At 47.8% G+C, this 21,256-nt stretch carries 18 protein-coding genes and 1 riboswitch; of the genes, 17 read left to right on the forward strand and 1 reads right to left on the reverse strand.

Features of this window, described 5'->3' with window-relative positions; all coding sequences use genetic code 11:
* Positions 1 to 316 precede the first annotated feature (316 nt).
* From ACZYR9_RS23595 to ACZYR9_RS23640, 10 genes are all read left to right on the forward strand, one after another.
* Positions 317 to 1,363 carry an aliphatic amidase gene (locus tag ACZYR9_RS23595; RefSeq protein WP_430017656.1) on the forward strand — a complete coding sequence of 349 codons (1,047 nt, stop codon included), beginning with the start codon at positions 317 to 319 and terminating at the stop codon, positions 1,361 to 1,363.
* A 74-nt stretch (positions 1,364 to 1,437) separates the two neighbouring features.
* Positions 1,438 to 2,568 carry an AAA family ATPase gene (locus tag ACZYR9_RS23600; RefSeq protein ID WP_430017655.1) on the forward strand — a complete coding sequence of 377 codons (1,131 nt, stop codon included), beginning with the start codon at positions 1,438 to 1,440 and terminating at the stop codon, positions 2,566 to 2,568.
* Between the two features lie 107 nt (positions 2,569 to 2,675).
* Positions 2,676 to 3,293, forward strand: a complete 618-nt coding sequence (locus ACZYR9_RS23605) for an AmiS/UreI family transporter (RefSeq protein ID WP_430017654.1) — start codon at positions 2,676 to 2,678, stop codon at positions 3,291 to 3,293.
* A gap of 16 nt (positions 3,294 to 3,309) precedes the next feature.
* Entirely contained in the window at positions 3,310 to 4,491 is a 1,182-nt protein-coding gene (gene fmdA, locus ACZYR9_RS23610) for a formamidase (RefSeq protein WP_488980870.1), read from the forward strand.
* A 20-nt stretch (positions 4,492 to 4,511) separates the two neighbouring features.
* Positions 4,512 to 4,802, forward strand: coding sequence for an FmdB family zinc ribbon protein (locus ACZYR9_RS23615; RefSeq protein WP_488980871.1), 291 nt, complete (start codon positions 4,512 to 4,514; stop codon positions 4,800 to 4,802).
* Between the two features lie 286 nt (positions 4,803 to 5,088).
* Positions 5,089 to 5,445 (forward strand): hypothetical protein, encoded by a 357-nt coding sequence (locus ACZYR9_RS23620; RefSeq protein ID WP_488980872.1) that lies wholly within the window; start codon positions 5,089 to 5,091, stop codon positions 5,443 to 5,445.
* Positions 5,446 to 5,817: 372 nt separating this feature from the next.
* Positions 5,818 to 7,062, forward strand: coding sequence for an MFS transporter (locus tag ACZYR9_RS23625; protein WP_488980873.1), 1,245 nt, complete (start codon positions 5,818 to 5,820; stop codon positions 7,060 to 7,062).
* Positions 7,063 to 7,230: 168 nt separating this feature from the next.
* On the forward strand, positions 7,231 to 8,988 hold the full coding sequence (locus tag ACZYR9_RS23630) for an ABC transporter ATP-binding protein (protein ID WP_488980874.1): 1,758 nt from the start codon (positions 7,231 to 7,233) through the stop codon (positions 8,986 to 8,988).
* 450 nt (positions 8,989 to 9,438) lie between these two features.
* Positions 9,439 to 11,211: a hypothetical protein gene (locus ACZYR9_RS23635; protein ID WP_488980875.1), complete on the forward strand. Its 1,773-nt coding sequence runs from the start codon at positions 9,439 to 9,441 to the stop codon at positions 11,209 to 11,211.
* Between the two features lie 337 nt (positions 11,212 to 11,548).
* Positions 11,549 to 12,532, forward strand: coding sequence for a phosphatase PAP2 family protein (locus tag ACZYR9_RS23640; RefSeq protein WP_488980876.1), 984 nt, complete (start codon positions 11,549 to 11,551; stop codon positions 12,530 to 12,532).
* Between the two features lie 17 nt (positions 12,533 to 12,549).
* Here ACZYR9_RS23640 and ACZYR9_RS23645 read toward each other — a convergent pair whose 3' ends face one another.
* Entirely contained in the window at positions 12,550 to 13,224 is a 675-nt protein-coding gene (locus tag ACZYR9_RS23645; RefSeq protein WP_488980877.1) for a response regulator, read from the reverse strand.
* 142 nt (positions 13,225 to 13,366) lie between these two features.
* Between ACZYR9_RS23645 and ACZYR9_RS23650 the strand changes: the two genes are divergently transcribed.
* The 7 genes from ACZYR9_RS23650 (at position 13,367) to ACZYR9_RS23680 (ending at position 21,144) form a co-directional block, all read left to right on the forward strand.
* Positions 13,367 to 15,397 carry a sensor histidine kinase gene (locus ACZYR9_RS23650; protein ID WP_488980878.1) on the forward strand — a complete coding sequence of 677 codons (2,031 nt, stop codon included), beginning with the start codon at positions 13,367 to 13,369 and terminating at the stop codon, positions 15,395 to 15,397.
* Between the two features lie 56 nt (positions 15,398 to 15,453).
* The gene (locus tag ACZYR9_RS23655) at positions 15,454 to 15,849 is read left to right on the forward strand and encodes a hypothetical protein (protein WP_488980879.1); all 396 of its coding nucleotides are present in this window, start codon (positions 15,454 to 15,456) and stop codon (positions 15,847 to 15,849) included.
* Between the two features lie 25 nt (positions 15,850 to 15,874).
* Positions 15,875 to 16,447 carry a hypothetical protein gene (locus ACZYR9_RS23660; protein WP_488980880.1) on the forward strand — a complete coding sequence of 191 codons (573 nt, stop codon included), beginning with the start codon at positions 15,875 to 15,877 and terminating at the stop codon, positions 16,445 to 16,447.
* Between the two features lie 123 nt (positions 16,448 to 16,570).
* Positions 16,571 to 16,654, forward strand: a riboswitch (cyclic di-GMP riboswitch).
* Between the two features lie 33 nt (positions 16,655 to 16,687).
* Positions 16,688 to 18,451, forward strand: coding sequence for a GT4 family glycosyltransferase PelF (pelF, locus tag ACZYR9_RS23665; RefSeq protein ID WP_488980881.1), 1,764 nt, complete (start codon positions 16,688 to 16,690; stop codon positions 18,449 to 18,451).
* Positions 18,452 to 18,481: 30 nt separating this feature from the next.
* Positions 18,482 to 18,808, forward strand: a complete 327-nt coding sequence (locus tag ACZYR9_RS23670) for a hypothetical protein (RefSeq protein WP_488980882.1) — start codon at positions 18,482 to 18,484, stop codon at positions 18,806 to 18,808.
* 16 nt (positions 18,809 to 18,824) lie between these two features.
* Positions 18,825 to 19,838 (forward strand): hypothetical protein, encoded by a 1,014-nt coding sequence (locus tag ACZYR9_RS23675; RefSeq protein WP_488980883.1) that lies wholly within the window; start codon positions 18,825 to 18,827, stop codon positions 19,836 to 19,838.
* Positions 19,831 to 21,144: a hypothetical protein gene (locus ACZYR9_RS23680; RefSeq protein WP_488980884.1), complete on the forward strand. Its 1,314-nt coding sequence runs from the start codon at positions 19,831 to 19,833 to the stop codon at positions 21,142 to 21,144. Before ACZYR9_RS23675 ends, ACZYR9_RS23680 begins: the two co-directional genes overlap by 8 nt.
* Positions 21,145 to 21,256 lie beyond the last annotated feature (112 nt).

The following is a 21,256-nucleotide window of genomic DNA, read 5'->3' on the forward strand; positions in this document are numbered from 1 at the left end:
AACAATATAGCAAAAGATACCAAGTGTCAATTTGATTAGAAGTGAACAGTTCTCAAGCAGCCTGTACACAATATGTGACATTGCTGTCCGAAAGATCAATGATGGGAATGTTATAATGCGGACACAAAGCAGACACAATTAACACCCGATAAACAGGTAAAACCAGAACCGAGAGTGAGGGTGAACAGTTTGTAACACTTTATAGCTGCTGCAGCATGTCGATAAACGGAGAGTGTTGTGTATTTTTTGTTGGCATGATTTTTGCTTAGATAAGATAGGTGTCAGTCCAAATCCAATCGAAAAGAGGTATGTGGAAATGAGACATGGTGACATCTCCAGCAGTAATGATACGGTAGGCGTGGCGGTTGTGAACTATAAAATGCCCCGCCTGCACACCAAAGCAGAGGTTTTGGAAAATGCAAGAAACATCGCCAATATGATCGTCGGGATGAAAAAAGGGCTGCCGGGTATGGATTTGGTCGTGTTTCCGGAGTACAGCACCATGGGAATCATGTATGACGAACAAGAAATGTATGATACGGCGGCTGCCATTCCGGGAGAAGAGACGGAGATTTTTGCGGAAGCCTGCAGACAAGCCAACACATGGGGTGTTTTTTCATTAACGGGGGAAAGGCACGAGGATCATCCCAACAAGGCTCCGTACAATACGCTGATCCTTATGAACAATAAAGGCGAGATCGTTCAAAAATACCGAAAAATCATTCCTTGGGTCCCTATCGAAGGGTGGTACCCCGGAGATTGCACTTATGCTACCGTCGGGCCAAAAGGACTGAAAATCAGTTTAATTATATGCGACGACGGCAATTATCCCGAGATCTGGCGTGACTGCGCAATGCGGGGCGCGGAGCTCATCGTCAGATGTCAAGGATATATGTACCCGGCCAAGGACCAGCAGGTGATGATGGCCAAATCGATGGCATGGGCCAACAACACCTACGTGGCCGTAGCCAACGCCAGCGGATTTGACGGGGTATATTCCTATTTCGGCCATTCGGCTATTATCGGCTTTGACGGACGGACGCTGGGTGAGTGCGGGGAGGAAGAAAACGGAATTCAATATGCGGAGCTTTCCGTTTCGCAGATTCGGGACTTCCGCAAGAACGCGCAATCGCAAAATCACCTGTTTAAACTGCTTCACCGGGGGTATACGGGAACCATCAATTCGGGAGAAGGAGACAAGGGAGTGGCGGAGTGCCCGTTTGAGTTTTACAGAACCTGGGTCATGGATGCGGAAAAAGCCCGCGAGAATGTGGAGGCGATTACAAGGTCTACGGCGGGTACGGCCGAATGTCCAATTGAAGGAATCCCGCATGAGGGTAAGGCTAAGGAAGCCGGAGCCTAAGCTTCAGCGGAGAAGCATTGTTTTGCTGCCGATAATACAGGATTTAGGCGTTCAAGCGGAAAGGAGGAGAAGAAATGCCTTTCATTAATGATAAGCTGCAAGCGATGGCGGTGCAGCAACAGCAAAAGGAGAGGGAAGCCGAACGGAACGCGGGCGAGATCGAGCCGCTGATCCATACGGGCAAAAGAAAACCCCTATCGCGCTTTAAATTTGATGTGGATGAAGTCATGCAGCGGATGAACAGCCGGATTTTCGGTCAGGAAAAAGCCATGACAATCATCGAAAATATGCTGAAGATCGTACGTGCCGATATATCCGATCCGGATAAGCCCCTCTTTATTGCCCTGTTCATGGGCCCTACGGGAGTAGGCAAGACGGAGATCGTCAGGGTGCTTGCGGAAGCCGTTTATGGGAATCGCGATCATTTTTGCCGGGTGGACATGAACACGCTGTCGCTGGATCATTATACCGCTGCTCTTACCGGTTCTCCTCCCGGGTATGTCGGCAGCAAAGAGGGCTCTACAATTCTCGATAAAGAAAAAATCGAAGGGACATTTAGCAGGCCGGGCATCGTTTTGTTTGACGAAATCGAAAAAGCCAGTCCGCAGGTGATTCAAACGTTATTGAACATTTTTGATAACGGGATGATTACCATTGCTTCGGGCGAAGAAAAAATTGATTTTCGGAACGCCATCATTTTTATGACCAGCAACGTAGGAGCACGGGAGATGTTCCATTTTTCCGAAAATCGGTTTTCCTACCTTTTTCAACGAATGCTTCATTATATGAATCCGCGTTATTGGGGCGATCAGGATGGAGCTTTGCTCGATAAAATTTTAAAAAAGAAGCTTGAGCATACGTTTAAGCCCGAATTTATCAACCGGATCGATCAGATCATCACGTTCAATACGCTCAAGCAAAACACTATGCACGATATCGTCGATACGTTGGTCATGCAGCTGAACAGCAGGCTTCGCAAACAGGATTGCCGGCTGGAGCTGGATGAGTCGGCCAGAGCGTTTTTGGTCGAAGAGGGTTATGACAAGCGGTATGGCGCCCGCGCTTTAAAGAGAGCGATGCGCCGGCACGTGGAGGTTCCTCTGGCGGAATTGATGATCGGGTCGGATATTAGCGGTCAGGCAACGATCGTTTTCTCGGGCACCAAAAAAGACGACAGTATATCCATCACAGCTCTGAACCAATGATGGACCTGTGTTGAGGCTGCAATGTCGGTCAAGATCGTATATATATCATTCATTTCAAAGGCCTCCCTTTTTGGAGTTTACTAATTGCAGTGGAGGGTGATGCGGGCATGGGGACGGTTGGCCTTTTATATGTAGGTGCGGTGCTTTTTATTAACAGCCTGATGCTGCTCGGAAAAGTGAATGTCAAAAGTGCCGGCATATTTAATCTTTTTATCGGTACGATGCAGGTGATTACACCCTTTTATTTGATTCTCACCGCGAAAGGAGACGCTTGGGCCATTTTTAACGCATCCGGAGTGTTCTTGTTCGGTCTGACCTATTTATATGTCGGGATCACCAACCTTACAGGGTACGATGGGTCGGGAGTGGGATGGTATTCCTTATGGGTGGCTGTGATGGCTGTCGGTTACGGAATGGTCAGCTTTGTGCAGTTTCAGGATGTAAAGTTCGGCATCATTTGGCTGATGTGGGCTTTTCTTTGGACTTTGTTTTTCCTGCTCCTGGGGCTGAAAAAAGACATTGCGAAATTTACCGGCTGGGTGACTTTAATTCAGGCTTGGATTACCGCGACGATACCCGCTTATCTCACATTGATCGGAATTTGGGATTCGGTCGGGAATGCCGCCGCGTATGGCACCGCCATCCTTTGCGCAGCGTTCTTTGTCATCATCTATTACGGCACACGGGTTAGCGGGAAAACGGGCTTTAAACCAATACAACGGTGATAAGGAGGAGTTTGGAATGGCTGATGTATTGTTTCGTGTGGATTTGAACAAACCGATGGAGGAGCAGGACACTCCCGGGCATAACCGCTGGCATCCCGATATTCCGGCTACCGTCTCCGTCAATCCGGGAACGGAATTTCGCATGGAGTGCAAAGACTGGACGGATGGGCAGATACAGAACAATGACGATCCGTCTGACGTTCGGGATGTCAATTTGCATCGCGTACACGTGTTGAGTGGACCGGTCTGGGTCAACGGTGCGGAGCCGGGAGATTTGCTGGTTGTGGATATCCTGGATATAGGGACATTGGCAGAATCGCAATGGGGGTTTAACGGGATCTTTGCCAAACAGAACGGCGGCGGCTTTCTGACGGATCATTATCCGGATGCGGCGAAATCGATATGGGATTTCCACGGAATATACGCCACCTCCCGCCATATTCCGGGTGTTAAATTCGCAGGCATTTTGCATCCCGGCTTAATCGGAACCGCCCCTTCCCATGCTCTGTTGGATAAATGGAACAAGCGGGAGAAGGATCTTGTAGCCAAAGATCCTAACCGCGTGCCCGGCTTGGCAAATCTGCCTTCACCGGATAGCGCTGTACTCGGCTCGCTGAAAGGAGAGGAGTTCAACCGGATTGCCCGGGAAGCGGCGCGTACGGTGCCTCCCCGGGAGCATGGCGGAAACTGCGATATTAAGAATCTGTCCAAGGGCACGCGCATTTACTTCCCTGTGTTTGTGGATGGCGCCAAGCTTTCCTTAGGAGATCTTCATTTCTCTCAGGGCGATGGTGAGATTTCCTTCTGCGGCGGCATTGAGATGGCCGGTTGGGTGGATCTTCATGTGGATCTTATCAAGGGAGGCATGGCCAAATACAATATCATCGAAAATCCCGTATTTAAACCGGGGCCGGTTGATCCTCATTATTCGGAGTACCTTGTATTTGAGGGGATTTCCGTCCATGAGACAACGGGCGAGCAGCATTATCTTGATGCCCACATAGCGTATCGCCGGGCCTGCTTGAATGCGATCGAGTACCTGAAAACAACAATGGGTTTAACCGGTGAACAAGCATACATGCTGCTCAGTACGGCCCCGGTCGAAGGCCGGATCAGCGGGATCGTCGATGTTCCGAATGCCTGCTGTACCCTTTGGATACCTACCTCAATTTTTGACAGAGATATTCTCCCCAGATAGGTTGAAAAGGAGAGGATGATATGCCGCAGTATGAGTTTTTATGCCAAGACTGTGGGCCGTTTGTACAATGGATGAGCATGAGCAGCATTACGGAAAGTGTTCCTTGCATCACCTGCGAGAATCAAGCCATCCGGATGTACACTCCGCCCGGCGTTTTACTGACGTCTTATGCGCTGCGCCGCCGCGTAGAACAAAGCGCGGTGCCCAAGGTGGTCAAGCGGGAGCAGGGTGACGCTCATCACCATGGACACCATCATAACCACAGTCATTCACACCGTGAAGCCAATCGCCCATGGATGGCAGGGCATTAACATAGCGAGCGGAAAGTATCACGGTGAGTAGTCTGTTCATTTTTACGAAAAGAGGCTTAAGCATTCCTTAAATGGGAAGCTTAAGCCTCTTTTGATTTGGAGTTTTACCGTGCCGCGCTGTGATTTAGAGGATGCACCTATCGGACGGAGTAAATGATCCATCTGAAATATCAGCCTTATAAACCGCCTCATTATATTTAATTGCAGACTGATATCAACCCCCCAAATTTAAAAATAAGCTCGAATGATGTAATACAATCATATCCAATTTTTAAGGAGGGCCGTTATGTACTCCGAATTAAATGAGTTGGTTCAAGTCATGCAAATCGCTAGAACGAAGTCTGATTTCGCTAACAATCGGGCATATGAACTTAGACAAAATGCGATACGGCTGCAATTTATTGCCAACGCAGCAATTGAAACTGCTGCCATAGCGGCTGAGGTCGTTAATGAATGCACGGATCCGCAGCTTTTGCCTAAAGTAATCGCCTATAGTAAAGAAGCTGCACAAAAAGCGGTAGTGGCGGTAGAGCAAGCGGCGGCAGCCGCTGAACAAGCCAATCATGCCGACAAACGGGTCACCCTGGCTTTTCAATCGACCCTGGATGTAGCTGCCAGACTGGCCGAATCGCTTAAAGCTTAGACACTGAATTAAACCGTCGACGATTTCAGATATCTGAACCGGAACCCGAAAGAGGGGCACTTTGACAAAAGGCTCATCTTTCGGGTTCTTTGCATTTGAATTATCAAAATGAGCGGAAATGCGGGACAAATGCTCAGGTGGGTTTTCCGAAAAGTAAGATAGTCCATGATTTGCGGTAAGGATATCCATGGCTTCTTTTTCCTGTCCGAGTTAGCATTAATATAGATTACAATTTCTCTCGAGAGAATATAAGAAATTTAGGGTATTGCATGTCGAACACACATTAAAAGACTCGCTGGACTGGCGTATTGGCGATTTGCATTATTGTCCATATCTTATCTGCCCAAATTATAAAAAAATCGGAAGTGAAGCATGTTGGAACCATGGAAACAGACACTGGTGATTTTGTGGATAGGAGTGCTTTTTTGCAGTTCCAGCTACACGATGGCAGTACCGTTCCTGCCTTTGTTTCTGTTTGATTTGGGTGTCGAGCAGGCCCATGTTCATTTGTGGGCCGGTGTGATCTACTCATCGGCATTCCTGGTAGGCGCGGTTATGGCGCCGTTCTGGGGTTCCATGGCGGATAAGTACGGGAAACGGCGAATGGTGATTCGGGCAGGCTTTTCTCTTGCGGTCGTTTATGCACTATTCGCGCTCGTAACCAATCCATGGGAGCTTATGGGCGCTCGCTTGTTGCACGGTTTTGTGGGAGGGTTCGTCCCGGCGTCTATGGCCATCGTAGCCTCAAGCGTACCGGAGAACAAGATGGGCTTCTCACTTGGCATGATGCAGGCGGGGACCATGACGGGCGGGATTATCGGCCCCTTGTTCGGCGGGCTGCTTGCCCATTGGTTTGGAATGCGGATGTCCTTTGTCGTTTCTGCTTCGATCGTTTTCCTTGCCACGGTAGCCGTACTCCTTTGGGTGAAGGAGACCCGAACGGCTGCGTCGCATGAAAATGTTAAACTGGCCGACAGCTTCAAAATGGCTGTGCGTAATCGCACGTTTATTCAATTATTGTCCGTTCTTGTGGTCTTTCAGTTATGTATCAATATGATCCAGCCTATGCTGACGCTTCATATTGCCGATCTTCAAGGGAACCTGCAAGGAACCGTATTGACCTCCGGAATTATCTTTTCTCTTATTGGGATTGCCGGTATTATAGCTTCACCGTATTGGGGCAAGGCTGGAGAGAAATACGGCTACCGGACGGTGCTGCATCTGGGCTTGATCATCGGAGGAGGAGTCGTTTGTCTGCAATATTTTGTTCAGCAGCTGTGGCTATTTACGATCATTCAGTTCCTGTTCGGTTTTTTTGTCGCTGCGGTAGTGCCTGCAGTCAACACCCTTGCTGTTCGAAGTACGGATCCGGGCTTCCGGGGCAGATCGTTCGGGTTTACCCAGAGCGCGAATCAGCTGGGATCGATGATCGGTCCGCTGCTGGGGGGCGGCATGGGGATGTTCGTCAATATTCATTGGATTTTTGTCGCGACAGGCATGATTCTGATTACATTCGGCACGATGCTGGCCGTTCGCTATCATGCCGCGCCTTCACCGTCGGATTCCACGGTGAAAATCGAAAAGTTCAAATGGAGAGCGGAGAGGAAGTCCGGATGAACCGGGCTTCTTTTTTTACCCGACGTGATTGGAGACAGGATTGACAATACATTTTAAGGTTACTTATACTATGATAATTATCCTATTCCAAGGACGTGTGATTCACTTTTGCTATACGAATTACGGTTTTAGAGTGCTGCACGGTGCCGGCAAAGGAGTGAAACCGATTTGTCGAATCTCAGGGCTTACTTGAAATTTGTCAAACCCTATTGGCCTCTCATATGGATTACCCTCATGATTGGGATTGTCAAGTTTGCTATTCCATTGACTCTGCCTTTAGTCATGAAATATGTCGTGGATGATTTATTGTTAAGCTCCCTTCCAGTCGAGCAAAAAGTTACCCAACTCCTCTATGTCATTGGCGGAGTCTTTGTGTTGTTTGTGGTCGTTCGCTATCCAATAGAATATTACCGTCAGTATTTTGCCCAACTGATTACGAGCCGGGTGTTATACGATATCCGAAACCGGTTATACGATCATATCCACAGACTTTCCTTGCGCTATTATCAAAATCATAAAGTGGGGGAAATCATATCCCGTATGATGAATGATGTGGAGCAGACGAAAAGTTTAGTGGAAACGGGAATGATGAATATCTGGCTAGATATTATTACCTTGTCCATTGCCTTGGTGATTATGTGCTACATGGATTCCTCGCTAACCCTTATTGCCATCGCGATTCTTCCGTTTTACGTCATAGCCGTTAAGAAGCTGTATAAAAGGTTGAAAATGCTGACCAAAGCGCGCTCCCAGTCTCTTGCCGAGATGCAAGGTTATCTGCATGAACGGGTTAACGGAATTTCCGTGATCAAAAGCTTTACTTTGGAGCATTATGAGAAGGAGAAGTTTGGTCACAAAAACAATCAGTTCCTTGAGCGGGCGTTAGCACATACCCGCTGGAATGCTTTGACCAACGGCATTATTAATACACTCACGGATATAGCTCCTTTAATGGTGATCGCATATGGCGGTTACCAGGTTATTCTGGGAAACCTCTCTGTAGGTTCCTTTGTTGCGTTTTTCGGGTATTTGGATCGTATGTATGCTCCCTTGCGCCGGCTGGTGAATTCGTCCACAGAATTAACCCAGGCCAGCGCCTCGCTGGAGCGTGTCCTTGAGTTTTTGAATGAGCCCTATGATATAAAGGATTCATCGGATGCTCAGGCTGCTGGCGCTTTGAAGGGCGACATTCGTTTTAATGGGGTGTGGTTCAAGTACGGGAACGAGACGGAATGGGTATTGAAAAATATTCAATTGGACATTCGGTCCGGCGAAACTGTGGCGCTTGTCGGAATGAGCGGCGGCGGAAAATCCTCCATTATCAGTCTGATCCCGAGGTTTTACGATATTCAGAAGGGCTCCATTTTCATTGATAATCAAGATATAAGACAGATGACGTTAAAAAGCTTACGAAGCCAAATTGGCATTGTCCTGCAGGACAATATTCTATTCAGCGGCACGATCCGTGAAAATATTTTATTCGGGAGACCGGATGCAACCGATGAAGAAGTCGTGGAAGCCGCAAAAGCGGCGAATGCGCACGATTTTATTTTGCAGTTACAGCATGGCTATGAGACGGAAATTGGGGAGCGAGGGGTCAAGCTCTCCGGCGGACAAAAGCAGCGGATTGCCATAGCGCGGGTTTTCCTTAAATCACCTAATATCATCATTCTGGATGAAGCGACTTCCGCACTTGATCTGGAGTCTGAGCATCTGATTCAGGAATCACTTGAGCAATTAGCCAAAAATCGGACCACGATCGTCATAGCGCATCGCCTTTCCACCATTACCCATGCCGACAGGATCATCTTGATTGAACACGGAGAGATTAGAGAACAGGGTACGCATACCGAATTAATGCAGAGCAACGGCGCTTATGCACGATTATATAATATACAGAATGTAGGGGAATATTCTGTTCAATAGTTTCTAAAGCGGCATTCATTCCTGTATGGAATGGGTGCGTTTGATTAGGGTGCCTTTGAATAAATAGCCGGATAAGGATCATCCCTATTCGGCTGTTTGGTATGCCATGGAAAGAACGAAGTTTGATTTTTGCAAACCAGTGGATATGTATAAGCGGAGAAGTCTTCAAACTTTATGTTATAAGAAAAAAGCTTGGCAATGATATAAATTAGATACATAATGTATATGTATAATTTAGAGTTAAATCGCTTAATGGGCATAGTTATTATATATAAATAACCATGATTTATATATTACATCGTTAATATGATACAATTTGTATCTTTTATATCCAAAGCTTCAATGGATATCGATACAATGGTTCAAAAACGGGAAAGAGAATGGAGGTTGGTCCATTTGAAATAGCATACTGCGTTCATTGTGATTTTATTATTTCTAGGAGGGGTAGAAGTGTATCGAGTTCATTCCACATGGTTTAAACAAGTGCTCTCTTTATTCTTAGCGTTTTGCTTGTTATTGATGAGTCTCGGGATTCCATCGTCTGTCTATGCCGCTCGGTCGAAGCTGAGCACGCCGACGAATCTGCAGGTGAACGGAACGACCGTGAGCTGGAGCGCCGTGACTAACGCCACAGGCTACGATGTAAGGGTATTTGAGGAAAAACGCAGGGTAAAAACCATCGGTAACGGGACGAAGGTATCCATCGACTTGTCGGGTCAAGGGTTGCCCGATGGAAAATATACGGTTCGGGTGATGGCCAAGGGCGAAGGAAAAGGCTACTCGAATTCGGATTACTCTGCAAATTCGGGCCAGGTAACTATAGTAAGCACACCCCCAAGCACAAAGCTGAGCACGCCGACCATTCTGCAGGTGAACGGAACGGCCGTGAGCTGGAGCGCCGTTGCGAACGCAGCAGGTTACGAGGTAAGGGTGTATAACGGGAACAGTCTGGTAAAAACCATCGATAACGGAACGAAGGTATCCATCGATTTGTCGGGCCAAAGTTTATCGGAAGGAAGCTACAATGTCAAAATTTTGGCTAAGGGTAACGGGTCTACAACCGTTGATTCCGACGAAACGGAAGGTATCCGGCTGTCTTTGACCAATCCATGGTTTAAGGATGCAGCAAATCTCTCTCATGCTTACGATAAGCATGATTCAACTTACGCTTACATATCCACTAACGAAGGATACATCATCTACAAGCTAGAAACGATGGGAGTTACCGCCGGCGAAATCCAATATAGACTCGGCACCAGTACCGGGAATCCCCATACGATAAACATTGACTATCTGGACAAAGATTTGAATATGATCGGCAGCAGCAATCTGGAAGTGAATGGACTTAACGACTGTTATAACGCTGTGGCGCCAGCCCAAACGATGTTTGTAAGACTAAATGGTGTATCGCAAGCAAATCTGTACATCTACGAAATCTCTAACATCATTACCCCCATTAAGATGCCCGGGTTGTCTAAAAATGCTAACAATCTGGACCATGCTTATGATGGGCGGGATCACACCTCGGCTAATATATTCACTGCCGACGGCTACATTATTTACAAGCTAGCCGATCTGGGGCTTAGTTCCAATGTAAAAGCACAATATCTGCTTGGCACGAGCACCGGCCATGCCTATCCGGTGAAAGTAGAATACCTGGATAGCAGCTTTAATGTAATTGGAAACGGCATTTTGGAGATGAATGGTCATAAAGACACTTATACCGCGTCGGTTCCGTCCAATGCGCTGTATCTGAAAATGAACGGTATTTCGCAAGCGGCCTTGTATATTTATGAAATCTCTGCAACTACAGGAGCGCCTTCTACACCGACACCGGTACCGACACCGATACCGGGCACGACGCCACCGGCATTATCCAAGGATGCGACTAATCTGAGTGAGGCTTATGACAAGCGGGAGCATACTTCGGCCAACATTCTTACGGGGGAGGGCTACATTATCTACAAGCTTTCCGAATTGGGAGTTTGCGGATGCAATGGGTTAGGCCAGATGAAATTCCTAATGGGTGTTTCTGACGGATACAATCACAGTGTAGGGCTGGAATATCTTGATCGCGATTTTAAAACGATGGGCAGCGTTGAACTCAATGTGAATGGGCTTAACAACGAATATACCACTGATGTAAATGCCAATGCCACCTATATTAAAATTCACGGGGTATCAGGGGCAATGATCTACATTTACGAAGCTTCGATCAATTAAGGTAATCGCTACGATATCGGTTAAAAGGAATACAAATAAAAAGACGTGTCTTTGGATAACGCATGATTCCAAAGCACGTCTTCTTTGTTTGACGGAGGCAGTCATTATTATCCACAAGGATATACACAGAATCAACATGCGCTTATGAATTCTGTGTAAAGGATTTCTGTGAAATGTTAACATATCCACAAGAGAGGTTATCCACATGGCATGCTGCGGGTGGCGAAAATAAAATGCGCTTTTTTTAACCTAAAATTGATTTGTGTAAGCAGATTTCTATGATACTATTGTAGTTGATTTGATACAAAATGTAACGAGTGGCGGGGGAACGGCTGACATGCTGCATAAGCAAAATCATATGGCAAGATTCATATCGGCATTGGAATTGCACGAGCTCGTAAGTCTGACCATGATTTTCGTGATGGTCGGTCTGTATGCTTTCGGGCTGCCCCCGGGGCAGTTTCTGGTTGGAGTGCGTCATCTGATTGTCACGGCAGGGATCATCGAAAAAAGCATCTTGTCTTGTTTGGTGTTGTTAGCTATTGGGCTTTGGATCCCTATGCGTCTTCGGCGCTGGGGTAGTCATGCGAAGCTGTTATTTCGGATTTTGGCATCGTTTTTTGTTATGCTGGTGACCTTTGAAGCGGTAGTTTACTTTATAAAAGCCAAGGAGCTTCCGACTTATGATGAGGCATTGCTGAATTGGGACCATCTCCTGTTTTTTGGCAAGCAGCCGGCGGTTTGGATGGAGGCCATCATCTCCAAGCCTTTGACCGCGATTTTAAGCGCCGCTTATTTATCCTGGTTTATCCTGATCTTCAGTACGATTGTGCTCATGATGATATACGGAAAGAAAGCGGCTTTGGAATATACTACTGCCGTACTGCTGACGTTTTATATCGGCTATATCACTTACATGTTCGTACCTGCTTATGGGCCTCTTTATACGTATTCGTTTGAGACGGAAGTAGGCGGCCTTACCGTAATGATGTCGGAGCGGCAGCCCCATGCGGACGTTTTCCCCAGTTTGCATACCGGTACGGCAGTCGTTATGCTGATTCAGGTATGGAGGTTTTGCAGAGTATGGGCCTGGTTGTACGCGCCCGTGACGATGCTCATTCTAATGGCCACGATGTATCTCAGGCTTCATTACGGCATTGATGTGCTCGCGGGCATTATTCTGGCTCTGCTGGTCACCGCAGCATCTCCATCGCTGCTTAGGGTTTGGACACAAAAACGTGCTGCAGCGAGCTTGCGTTATTCTGCGGGGTCCTCATCGTCAGGGCACGTCAATGAGAGAGGCGCCTTCCCGAATCACTAGTGCTTGTACCCATGGCGTTATTTGGACAAGTTCCTAAGGAGATGCATCAGCTCGGCTCGATTGTTGATTTGAAGCTTGCGATAAATGCGCGAGATATAGTTTTTTACCGTTCCTTCGCTTATGTAAAGTTCATCCGCTATCATCCGGTTGGTCCATCCAAGCCAGATGAACCGGACGATTTCGATGTCTTTGTCGTCAAGCGAACGGGATAACAATTCCGTCGTAAAACGAATATTGCTTTTTTGCTCCATTTCCGTAAGCATCTTAAGGCGGACCGACAAAAAGTCCATTAGCCCAGACGGAGCTACAAATTGGCCGTCCAGCAGCAACTGCAGCGCCCGGTCAAAGGCGTCATTATGGATATCCTTCAAAATGTATCCGTTAACCCCCGAGATCAGCCCTTGCTCCATATAGAATTCGCTGTGATAGGAGGTAAGAAGGGCTATTTTGACCGATGGATAGCGTTTTCTAATAAGCCTGGCACAATCGATTCCGTCGAGCTCGGGCATTTGGATATCCAACAGACACAAATCAGGCTGTTCCGAATGGGTTTCGAGGAACTGGAGAGCCTGCCGGCCGTTGTTGACGGCAGCTAGAATGGTGTATCGGGGGTTTGCTTTCAAGAGCTGCTGTACACTATCAAGCATTAATTGTTGATCCTCGGCCAACAGTATTTTTGCTTTATAGGGCATATGACAAGTCCTTTGCCAGAGGCTTTGGACGATGTCCCTCCTCTTTTTAGGTTAAGTCCTTATATTGTACCATTTGCTCCAACAGCCTGTATATTAAATTGCCCGAGAGAATACAAAAATTTAGTTTCCAAGAGGTGTAAGGTTGAGAGGAATATTTATCGTCATGGCGGCTTGCCTTATTCTGCTGACAGGGTGTTCCCCGGCGGCACATGAAGCGCCCCCGTCTATTGAGAAGGGAACGGCTGATTTGAGTTCTACGCCTCTTTCCTCTTCTAACCGGATGACTCCTCTTCAGGGCCAATGGATTTTTGTCCCGGGACAGCTGATCTACCCGTATGAACGGATTCCGATGGATCGTGCCGTGTTTATTGAGGTGCCGCGAAGCTGGGAATACCTGCATGCCTTACCAGGTTTGAATGGAGGCAGCGGTTTTGGGACATACCGTCTGTCTATCAGACTGCATCCGGATGATGAGGGTCAGACGCTCGGCTTGCTGATTGAGCCCGTAGCTTCCTCGTATACGGTGTGGGTGAATGGAAAGAAGCTGAGGACGGTAGGTGTTGTAGGGACAAGCAGCGGCTCGTCTGTTCCGAGGGAAACCGTAGAGCGGGTTCATTTTGCAGCCTTCGAGCGGGAACTCCAGCTTGATATTCAGGTTTCCAATTTTGCTCAACGCAAAGGCGGGATCTGGAAGGGGCTTTCCATTGGGAGCGGGCCCGCGCTCGAAGCATCCTTTCAACGCGATATGCTGCGGGAGTATGCCAGCGCCGGCGCGCTGCTTATGATGGGATTGTTTTATCTTGCTTTTGCAGCGATGTATCTTCCTGAACGCTCTACATTGTTTCTGGGGGCATTATCGATTTGTTTTGCCCTCCGTATGTTTTTTCTTGGCGAGGCACTTGTGGCTGACTGGTTCCCCGGCTTAAGCTGGGCTTGGCAGGTGAAGCTGGAATACCTGAATGAAATCGCCGCCATATGTTTATTTTCTCATTATTATCGGGCCATGTATCCTCAGGAATATTCACGGCTTGCGATCAACTCGATTCGCGGTCTTGAAGCTGTCTTTGCGGTTATTGTTCTGGCTGCGCCAAGCTCGTTTTTTACTCAATGGATGGTCGTGCACGCGGCCGTGGCGGCCTGCGCCGTTCTCTTTGTGCTGTGCAAGGTTTATCCGGCAGCCATTCGGCACGGGAGAATGGGAGCGCGTTCCGGACTGATCGCGCTTGCGGTCGCACTGCTTGCTCTCATCAACGATACCTTCTATTATTTGGCCGCTCCTCTGACGTCGGAGGAATGGGTTTACGCCGGCTTTTTCGTTTATCTGGTGTCCCAAATGGGTGTCACCATAAGACGCTATGTGGCTTTAAAGCAGGAGTCGGAGGCTTTGACTCTGCGGCTGGCAGCCTCCAATGAAGGGCTTGAGCGTAAGATAACGGAGCGCACAAGGCAGTTGACCGAATCGCATCATGCGAACGCTCGTCTTATGCACAATATCGCCCACGATTTGAGAGCGCCAATCGCTCTTATTCGCCAACGGGCAAAGCAGTTGGAGGCTTATGTGCCCCCGGAGGGTTTACGGGACCTGTCGGTGATTGAACAGCAATCGGAATGGGCGATCAAGCTGGCGCAAAATTTAAACGACCTCGCCAGCTTTCAGGAAAAAGAAATGCGTTTTTCACCCGTTTTCATAAAAGCGATCGATCTGATGCGGTTTTTATATAAACGGACGGAACCGGTGATTCGGGCAAGCGGATTCCAATGGTCGCACAAGCCGCTCGATGAGCTGTTCGAGGGGGACATGCTGATCGTGAGGGGAGACCTTTTTTTGATCGAGCGCTTGATTGATAATTTGGTATCCAACGCTTTAAAATTTACACTTCCCGGACATAGGATGAGTCTGTCCTATCGAATGGACGGGAGGATGCTTGAAATGGTCTTCGAAAACGACGCGAATCGGCTTGACGAACAGACGCTGGAGAGAATGTTCGAACGGTTTTATAAGGAGGGCTCGCCTGAGGTTGGGAGCGGCATCGGACTGGCCGTCTGCAGGGAAATTATCCAATTGCACGGAGGAGAAATCCGCGTCTCCCAGTCGGAAGAGGGCAGGCTCTGTTTTTATATCCGGATGCCGGTGGAGACGATGGAGTCATCGGGTCATTATCAGGCACAGTAAACCCTGGTATCATTCTATCTCTTGATTGTTGAGGCCGTCCCCCGGGGACGGTCTTTTTGGTTATAGGGCGGCATACATATGTAGCAGTTCTTAATCTGGAATTCAGGTGCGCGAAACCGGAGGGATGTCCTATCGAATCGGAGCAGACAAGACTGAAAGCCGAGCTGGAAGACTGGAAAGCGCGTAATCGGACGTTAATGGAAGAGATCCGGCAGATCGAAGAGCAATGCCTATCCGACCGGAAGAATGCTCCTGAAAAAGAGGCCGCCTCTTTGCTGCTGGTATGTCAAGATGAATGCGCGAAAAAGTTATATGCCTTGCTGAAGCAATTGCGAGAAGAAGACATGCTGCACGAACAGCTGCTGCTCGAAAAATATAAGAAGCTGGAAAGCCTGAAGAGTGTTTTGGAGGAGGCATTGAACCTGATCCGTAAAGCGATGGCTGAGTATTAGAGCAGTGCCAAAGGAGGGACTGGCAATGGATTCAAACGAGTGTGAAACGTATCCCGATCTTCTGCAGCTCATAGAAGAAGAGAGGCTGCGGCACGGTAAATTGCTTGCAAGGCTGGTTTCTTTTAAGCATGGGCCTCCGCTTCCCGAAGCGGATAAAGAATATATCGCTTTGCTCCGAAAGAGAACCAAAGCCTCGGTGCTCTTGCTGCAAGGACAGAACGAAGCGGATATGCTGGCTTTAAACGAAAGCTACCAACGAAAAAAAAGGGAGCGCGAGAAAAAAATCGCAATGGTTCAGCAGGAGATTGTTATCATAAAGCAGATGCTAGGCATGCTGCAAAATGAAGTGGAGAAAGCATTGGAGGGCCACCCGCGAATCCAAAAAGAGGATATGGACGAGCTATCCGAGCCTGACAGATTAAAGAAAAGCTATATCGTAGGGAAAAGAACGGGCAAAGATTTGATTGATCAGGAAGGCAAGCAGCTGATCGCAAAAGGCGACCTGATTACGATGGAGTTGATTGAAAAAGCCGAGCAGTCCAACCTTCTCGTGGAGCTTATTCTGCATATGAGGAAGTCGGAAGAAAGTGAGACTTAAGGTTCAGTTCTTTTGAACTATTCATTGGATGAATTGATGACTTGACAAAAAATATGATTCGTGAGATACATATTGTATCGGAATAATTTGGTTCGACTTGGTTCGTCATACGACTCCTAACTAAATAGGAATGGAAGCGTTGAAGTCTACTCTTTATATGGGCACTTGGAGCAGACAGAGCTATTAGTGCAACCGGCCATTTGATCTTCGTGAGGATTTTACGATGGGACGGTGTCCATAATGAATAACAAGCTCACAGTCATGCTTTCAACGGAAGGAACTTACCCCTATTTTCAAGGCGGTGTCAGCACCTGGTGCGATATTTTGGTCCAAAAGCTGAAGATGGTGGATTACGTCATTTTCAGTGTGGTGGCTGACCCGTTCATTACTCCTCAATTCAAGCAGCCTCCCAATACGCAGGTAACCCAAATGCCCCTATGGGGTACTGAGGAGCCCTGCGAGCATTTGAACATTCCATTCTCACAGGTTTACCTTTCCAAAAAAAGAACGGTTCACAAAGTTGTGAAAGAAAAGTTTATTCCTCTATTCACCGATTTGATTAAAGAGATTATCAGCTTGGACAAAAATCCGCTCCGTTTTGGTCAAATCCTCTATGAAATGAATCAATATTTCGGCCATTACGAATATAAGGAAAGCTTTAAGTCCGAAATCACTTGGGACGTTTATAAGGAGATCATCTTATCGTCTTGCAAGGATCAGCGCACTCATTTGCCGGAGCCCGATATTTACGGCTTGATTCAAAGTCTTGGCTGGATTTACCGCTTTTTTAATATTTTGAACAATCCCATTCCCAAAGTTCATGTTTCCCATTCCTCGGCTGCGGCCTTTTGCGGTATCCCGGCCGTGCTGGCAAAACTGGAGCATAAAACGCCATTGCTGTTAACCGAGCATGGAGTTTACCTGCGAGAGCAGTATTTGTCATTATCCAAAAGAGGGTTATCCGCCTTTTTAAATACGTTTTTGATCCGGCTGGTATCCTCGATCGTGAGTCTGAATTACACCTATGCCGATCAGGTCTCTCCGGTATGCGAATATAATACGCGTTGGGAGTCCAGGCTCGGAGTGGAGCCGAGCAAAATTAATGTTATTTATAACGGTGTGGACGAACATGTTTTCAGCGTGGCTCCGATGACGAAAAATGAGCATCCGACGGTCGTTACAGTGGCACGTATTGATCCCTACAAGGACATATTAACACTGATCCGCGCTGCCTCTGCAGTCAAGAGGAAGATCCCGGATGTCCGGTTTGTCATTCACGGAAGCGTAGCCGTACAGGAATACTATGAGGAATGCATCGCTCTGCGGGATCAGCTCGATTTGACGGAGACGGTCATTTTTGCCGGGCATACTCAGGATATGACGGCGGCTTATCACAGCGCAGATGTTATTGCCCTGTCAAGTGTGACGGAAGCCTTCCCTTATGCCGTCGTGGAGGGGATGATGACGGCCAAACCCGTGGTGGCCACGGATGTAGGAGGCATAAAGGAGGCTCTGGGAGATACGGGCTTTGTCGTGACCCCGGGAAAAAGCGAGGAGCTGGCCGATAAAATCACCCTTCTGCTGAACAATTCCGAGTTGAGGAGCGCATTGGGTGAACGGGCAAGGGAACGGGCGATGAGGTTTCTGACGCTGGATAAAGTGCTGGAGAATCATTTGAAAAGCTATATCAAGCTGTCTGTTTATGCACACGAAAACACCGCTGCGGCCCCGGGATTATCTCTTGAGCAGCTTCAAAAGCTTCATGCAGAGCAAGCGTATATTTTAATGTCGCGGGGTTATTACAAAGAGGCGGCGGCCCAGTTTCGTTCAGCCGTCAATATGCAGCCTGCGGCAGTGTTTACCCCCGTGTTGATCGGGGAAATTGCGGCGTGTCATGAAAAGCTTGGAGATCATGAGCATGCGCGGATGGAGCTGGAGAGGATGAAGCTGCTGATGCAGCTGGGTGCAATGAAGAAAACGAACGGTGGTAAGCAAACCGCATAACGATCGCTGGACCTGGGAGGTCAATGGATTGTGGATACGTTATATAAGAAATTGATATCCGACGCGGAGGACGAGCTTAAACAGCTGATCGCTGAAAATGAGCAGTGGAAGCAAAAGCTTGCCGGCGTAAGAGAGCATGATGCCGTGTCATCCGTTTTGGAGGAAGAAATTTCATCTCTCATTATGATGTCCCACCTCGAAAACACCAAGCATATCTACCAGATTACCGAAGAGCTGCGGAAGGAAGAGGAGCAGCTTGAACGTTTAATTATGGAAAAAACCCGGAAATTGCAGCGGTTTAAGCAGCTCTTGCTTGAGACCATTCACAGCGCACGAAGCAAAATGTCGGAGTCTTAAGACGGGGGGGAAGTTTGTGGCTTCAGGTCAAGGACCGGGTATCCCTAAGGATAACGTCAAAAGTTTGTGGAACCAATTTTTTGTCTTGAGACAGCAAATCGAGAGCTTAAAGAAGGAAAACCTTCAGCTGGAAAAGGAATGGAATGCTAAAAAGCATCAAGTTAAACCGCCTGCAGCCACACATGTTTATAAAGATCTGATCCTTAAGAAGACGAAAGATGCCGTCGTGTTGTTAAGTCAACAAAAGGAAGCTGAGCTCGAACGTGTCCGGGCCGAATTTACTGCAAGGAAGGCGGAGAAGGAGGAAAGAGCAAGCCAAATCGATGAAGAGCTGCAGATGGTTCAAAGCATGCTGCAGGCGATGCTGGATGAGCTTGAGAGGGTTGCCCTGCAGCTTGGTGACGGCATGCCGACGGACATGGATATGGAGGCGGGGAGTCCGCAGACGGCTGAAAGCGCAGAAGAGATTCTTCAAGCTCCGGCTCCGGTTACCCAGTTCATGCTTCAACCTGAGGAACCCGAGCGGCAGCCGGAACCATTAAGCGGCTTTTGGGATGACATTAACGAGTACATGGGTGACCTCGATGATCGTCCTCAATCGGGGGGACCTGTGGAGGATGAGGCTGCTCCAAGCTTGGAGCTTAAGGAACACCGGATGGAGACGGGCGTTCCTTCTGAGCTGAACGGCTCCTTGTCGCTTAACCAACCTTTTATTGCCGAACCTCTGGCTGCGGCAGCGGCGGATACTACAGGTCGCGGGAGCAAGGTTGTACCGCTGAAGCTGCAGGGCTCACAGGAAAAAAGAAGCCCCGTGTCTCCATTAAACGAGGAGATCGATCTGATCAAAAACCAGTATATTGTCGGCAATAAGGCGGGTGAAGATCTTTATGACCGCAATGGACAGCTTATTGTCAGTAAGAACGGCATGATTACACCGGAGGCTGTGGCTAAAGCGGAGGCGGAAGGCAGGATGGCGGATCTGATCGTACATATGATTTTACCTGGCTTTGGTGATCAGGAGCATGAGTGAAATCGTAAAGCTTCGTACCAAACCTTTGGTTCAAGAAGAACACAGGGAGCTCTTCAATATATTGATGAATGAGATTCTGAAGAGGAATTTGCAGCCGCAGGACATGTACGAAATTGCCTCTTTGCTTGAATCCATGGGCTGGACCGACCAGAGAACAAAAAAAGAATTCGGAATGAACGATGTCTTTGAATTGGCTGAGGAGCTGTGGAACGCCGTACAAGACAAAATCGTATACAGCCCGTTTTCCAAAATCGAAAAAAACCCGGTGCTGGTTACCGTCGTAGAACTGCTGCGCGCTTTTCTCAGAGGCGTCATCTTCGCTCTGCCGATGGCCATCTCGGTGTTGTCCATGCTGACCTTGAAATTTTCGCTTTGGTCCTTCGAGAACTTATCGGTTGAATTGGCTACAAGCATTGCCATAGGCACGATCCTGAGCTTTATGACGGTAGGAGGCTTTACTCAGGCGATCGCCAGACGCGGGTTCTTTTATATTATCCAAGGGCATTATCATCTGGCTAGAAGAACGACCTATTTATTTATCCGAATCGGGTTCATCGTATCACTGGTATTATCTGCCATTATCTTGGTCACGGATATTTTCTTTACCCTGTTTCCCTACCGGATGCTTTTTTACATCGTTGCTTATTTTATCCTGTTGAATTCCATTTGGCTCACCGTTACGGTGATGTACATTCTCCGCAGGGAGATTACGTTTACCGGCTTCATTATTTTGGGCATCACCATGGTTTATGTTCTTTATAAAATACTTGGCATGGACATCATATGGGCACAATTGCTCTCCATATTGATCATCTCCATCCTGAGCGCTGTTCTTATCAAGTATTACTTTGAAATCGACGAGCGCAAATCGAAGCGAAAGGCGATATCGCAGCTCCCGAGATTTTCGATTACGGTTTACACGACGATGCATTATTTTTTTTATGGATTCTTGTACTTTACCTTTCTCTTTATCGACCGGATCGTGGCATGGTCCACCAATAGCGTCTACATGCCCTATGTCATTTGGTTCAGAGGCGAATACGAGATCGGGCTGGATTTCGCGCTGTTGATGCTGGTGCTGCCGATGGGCTTTTGCGAGGTCAGCGTCTCTTGGTTGATGAAGGATTTGGAGGCGGGACAGAAGTCGTATATGGGCAGTCAAACCTACAAGATGAATAACAATTACTTGCTGATGTATTTTAGAACACAGGGACTGCATATAGTTAACGCCGTGATCAGCGGGTTTATCATTTACGGTGTCGCCTATTATCTGGATTATCAATATTATTTGGCTCCCTCGAAATGATTTGGTTTTCTCACTCAGACTCATGAATTCGCAGGATTTCACCTTTAGTTTAGCGCGAGATAAGAAGGGAACAGAGGAGCCGGTAGCTTGGAACAACTGAAAGGGCATGCAG

The sequence above is a fragment of the Paenibacillus sp. F024 genome (assembly GCF_057814255.1).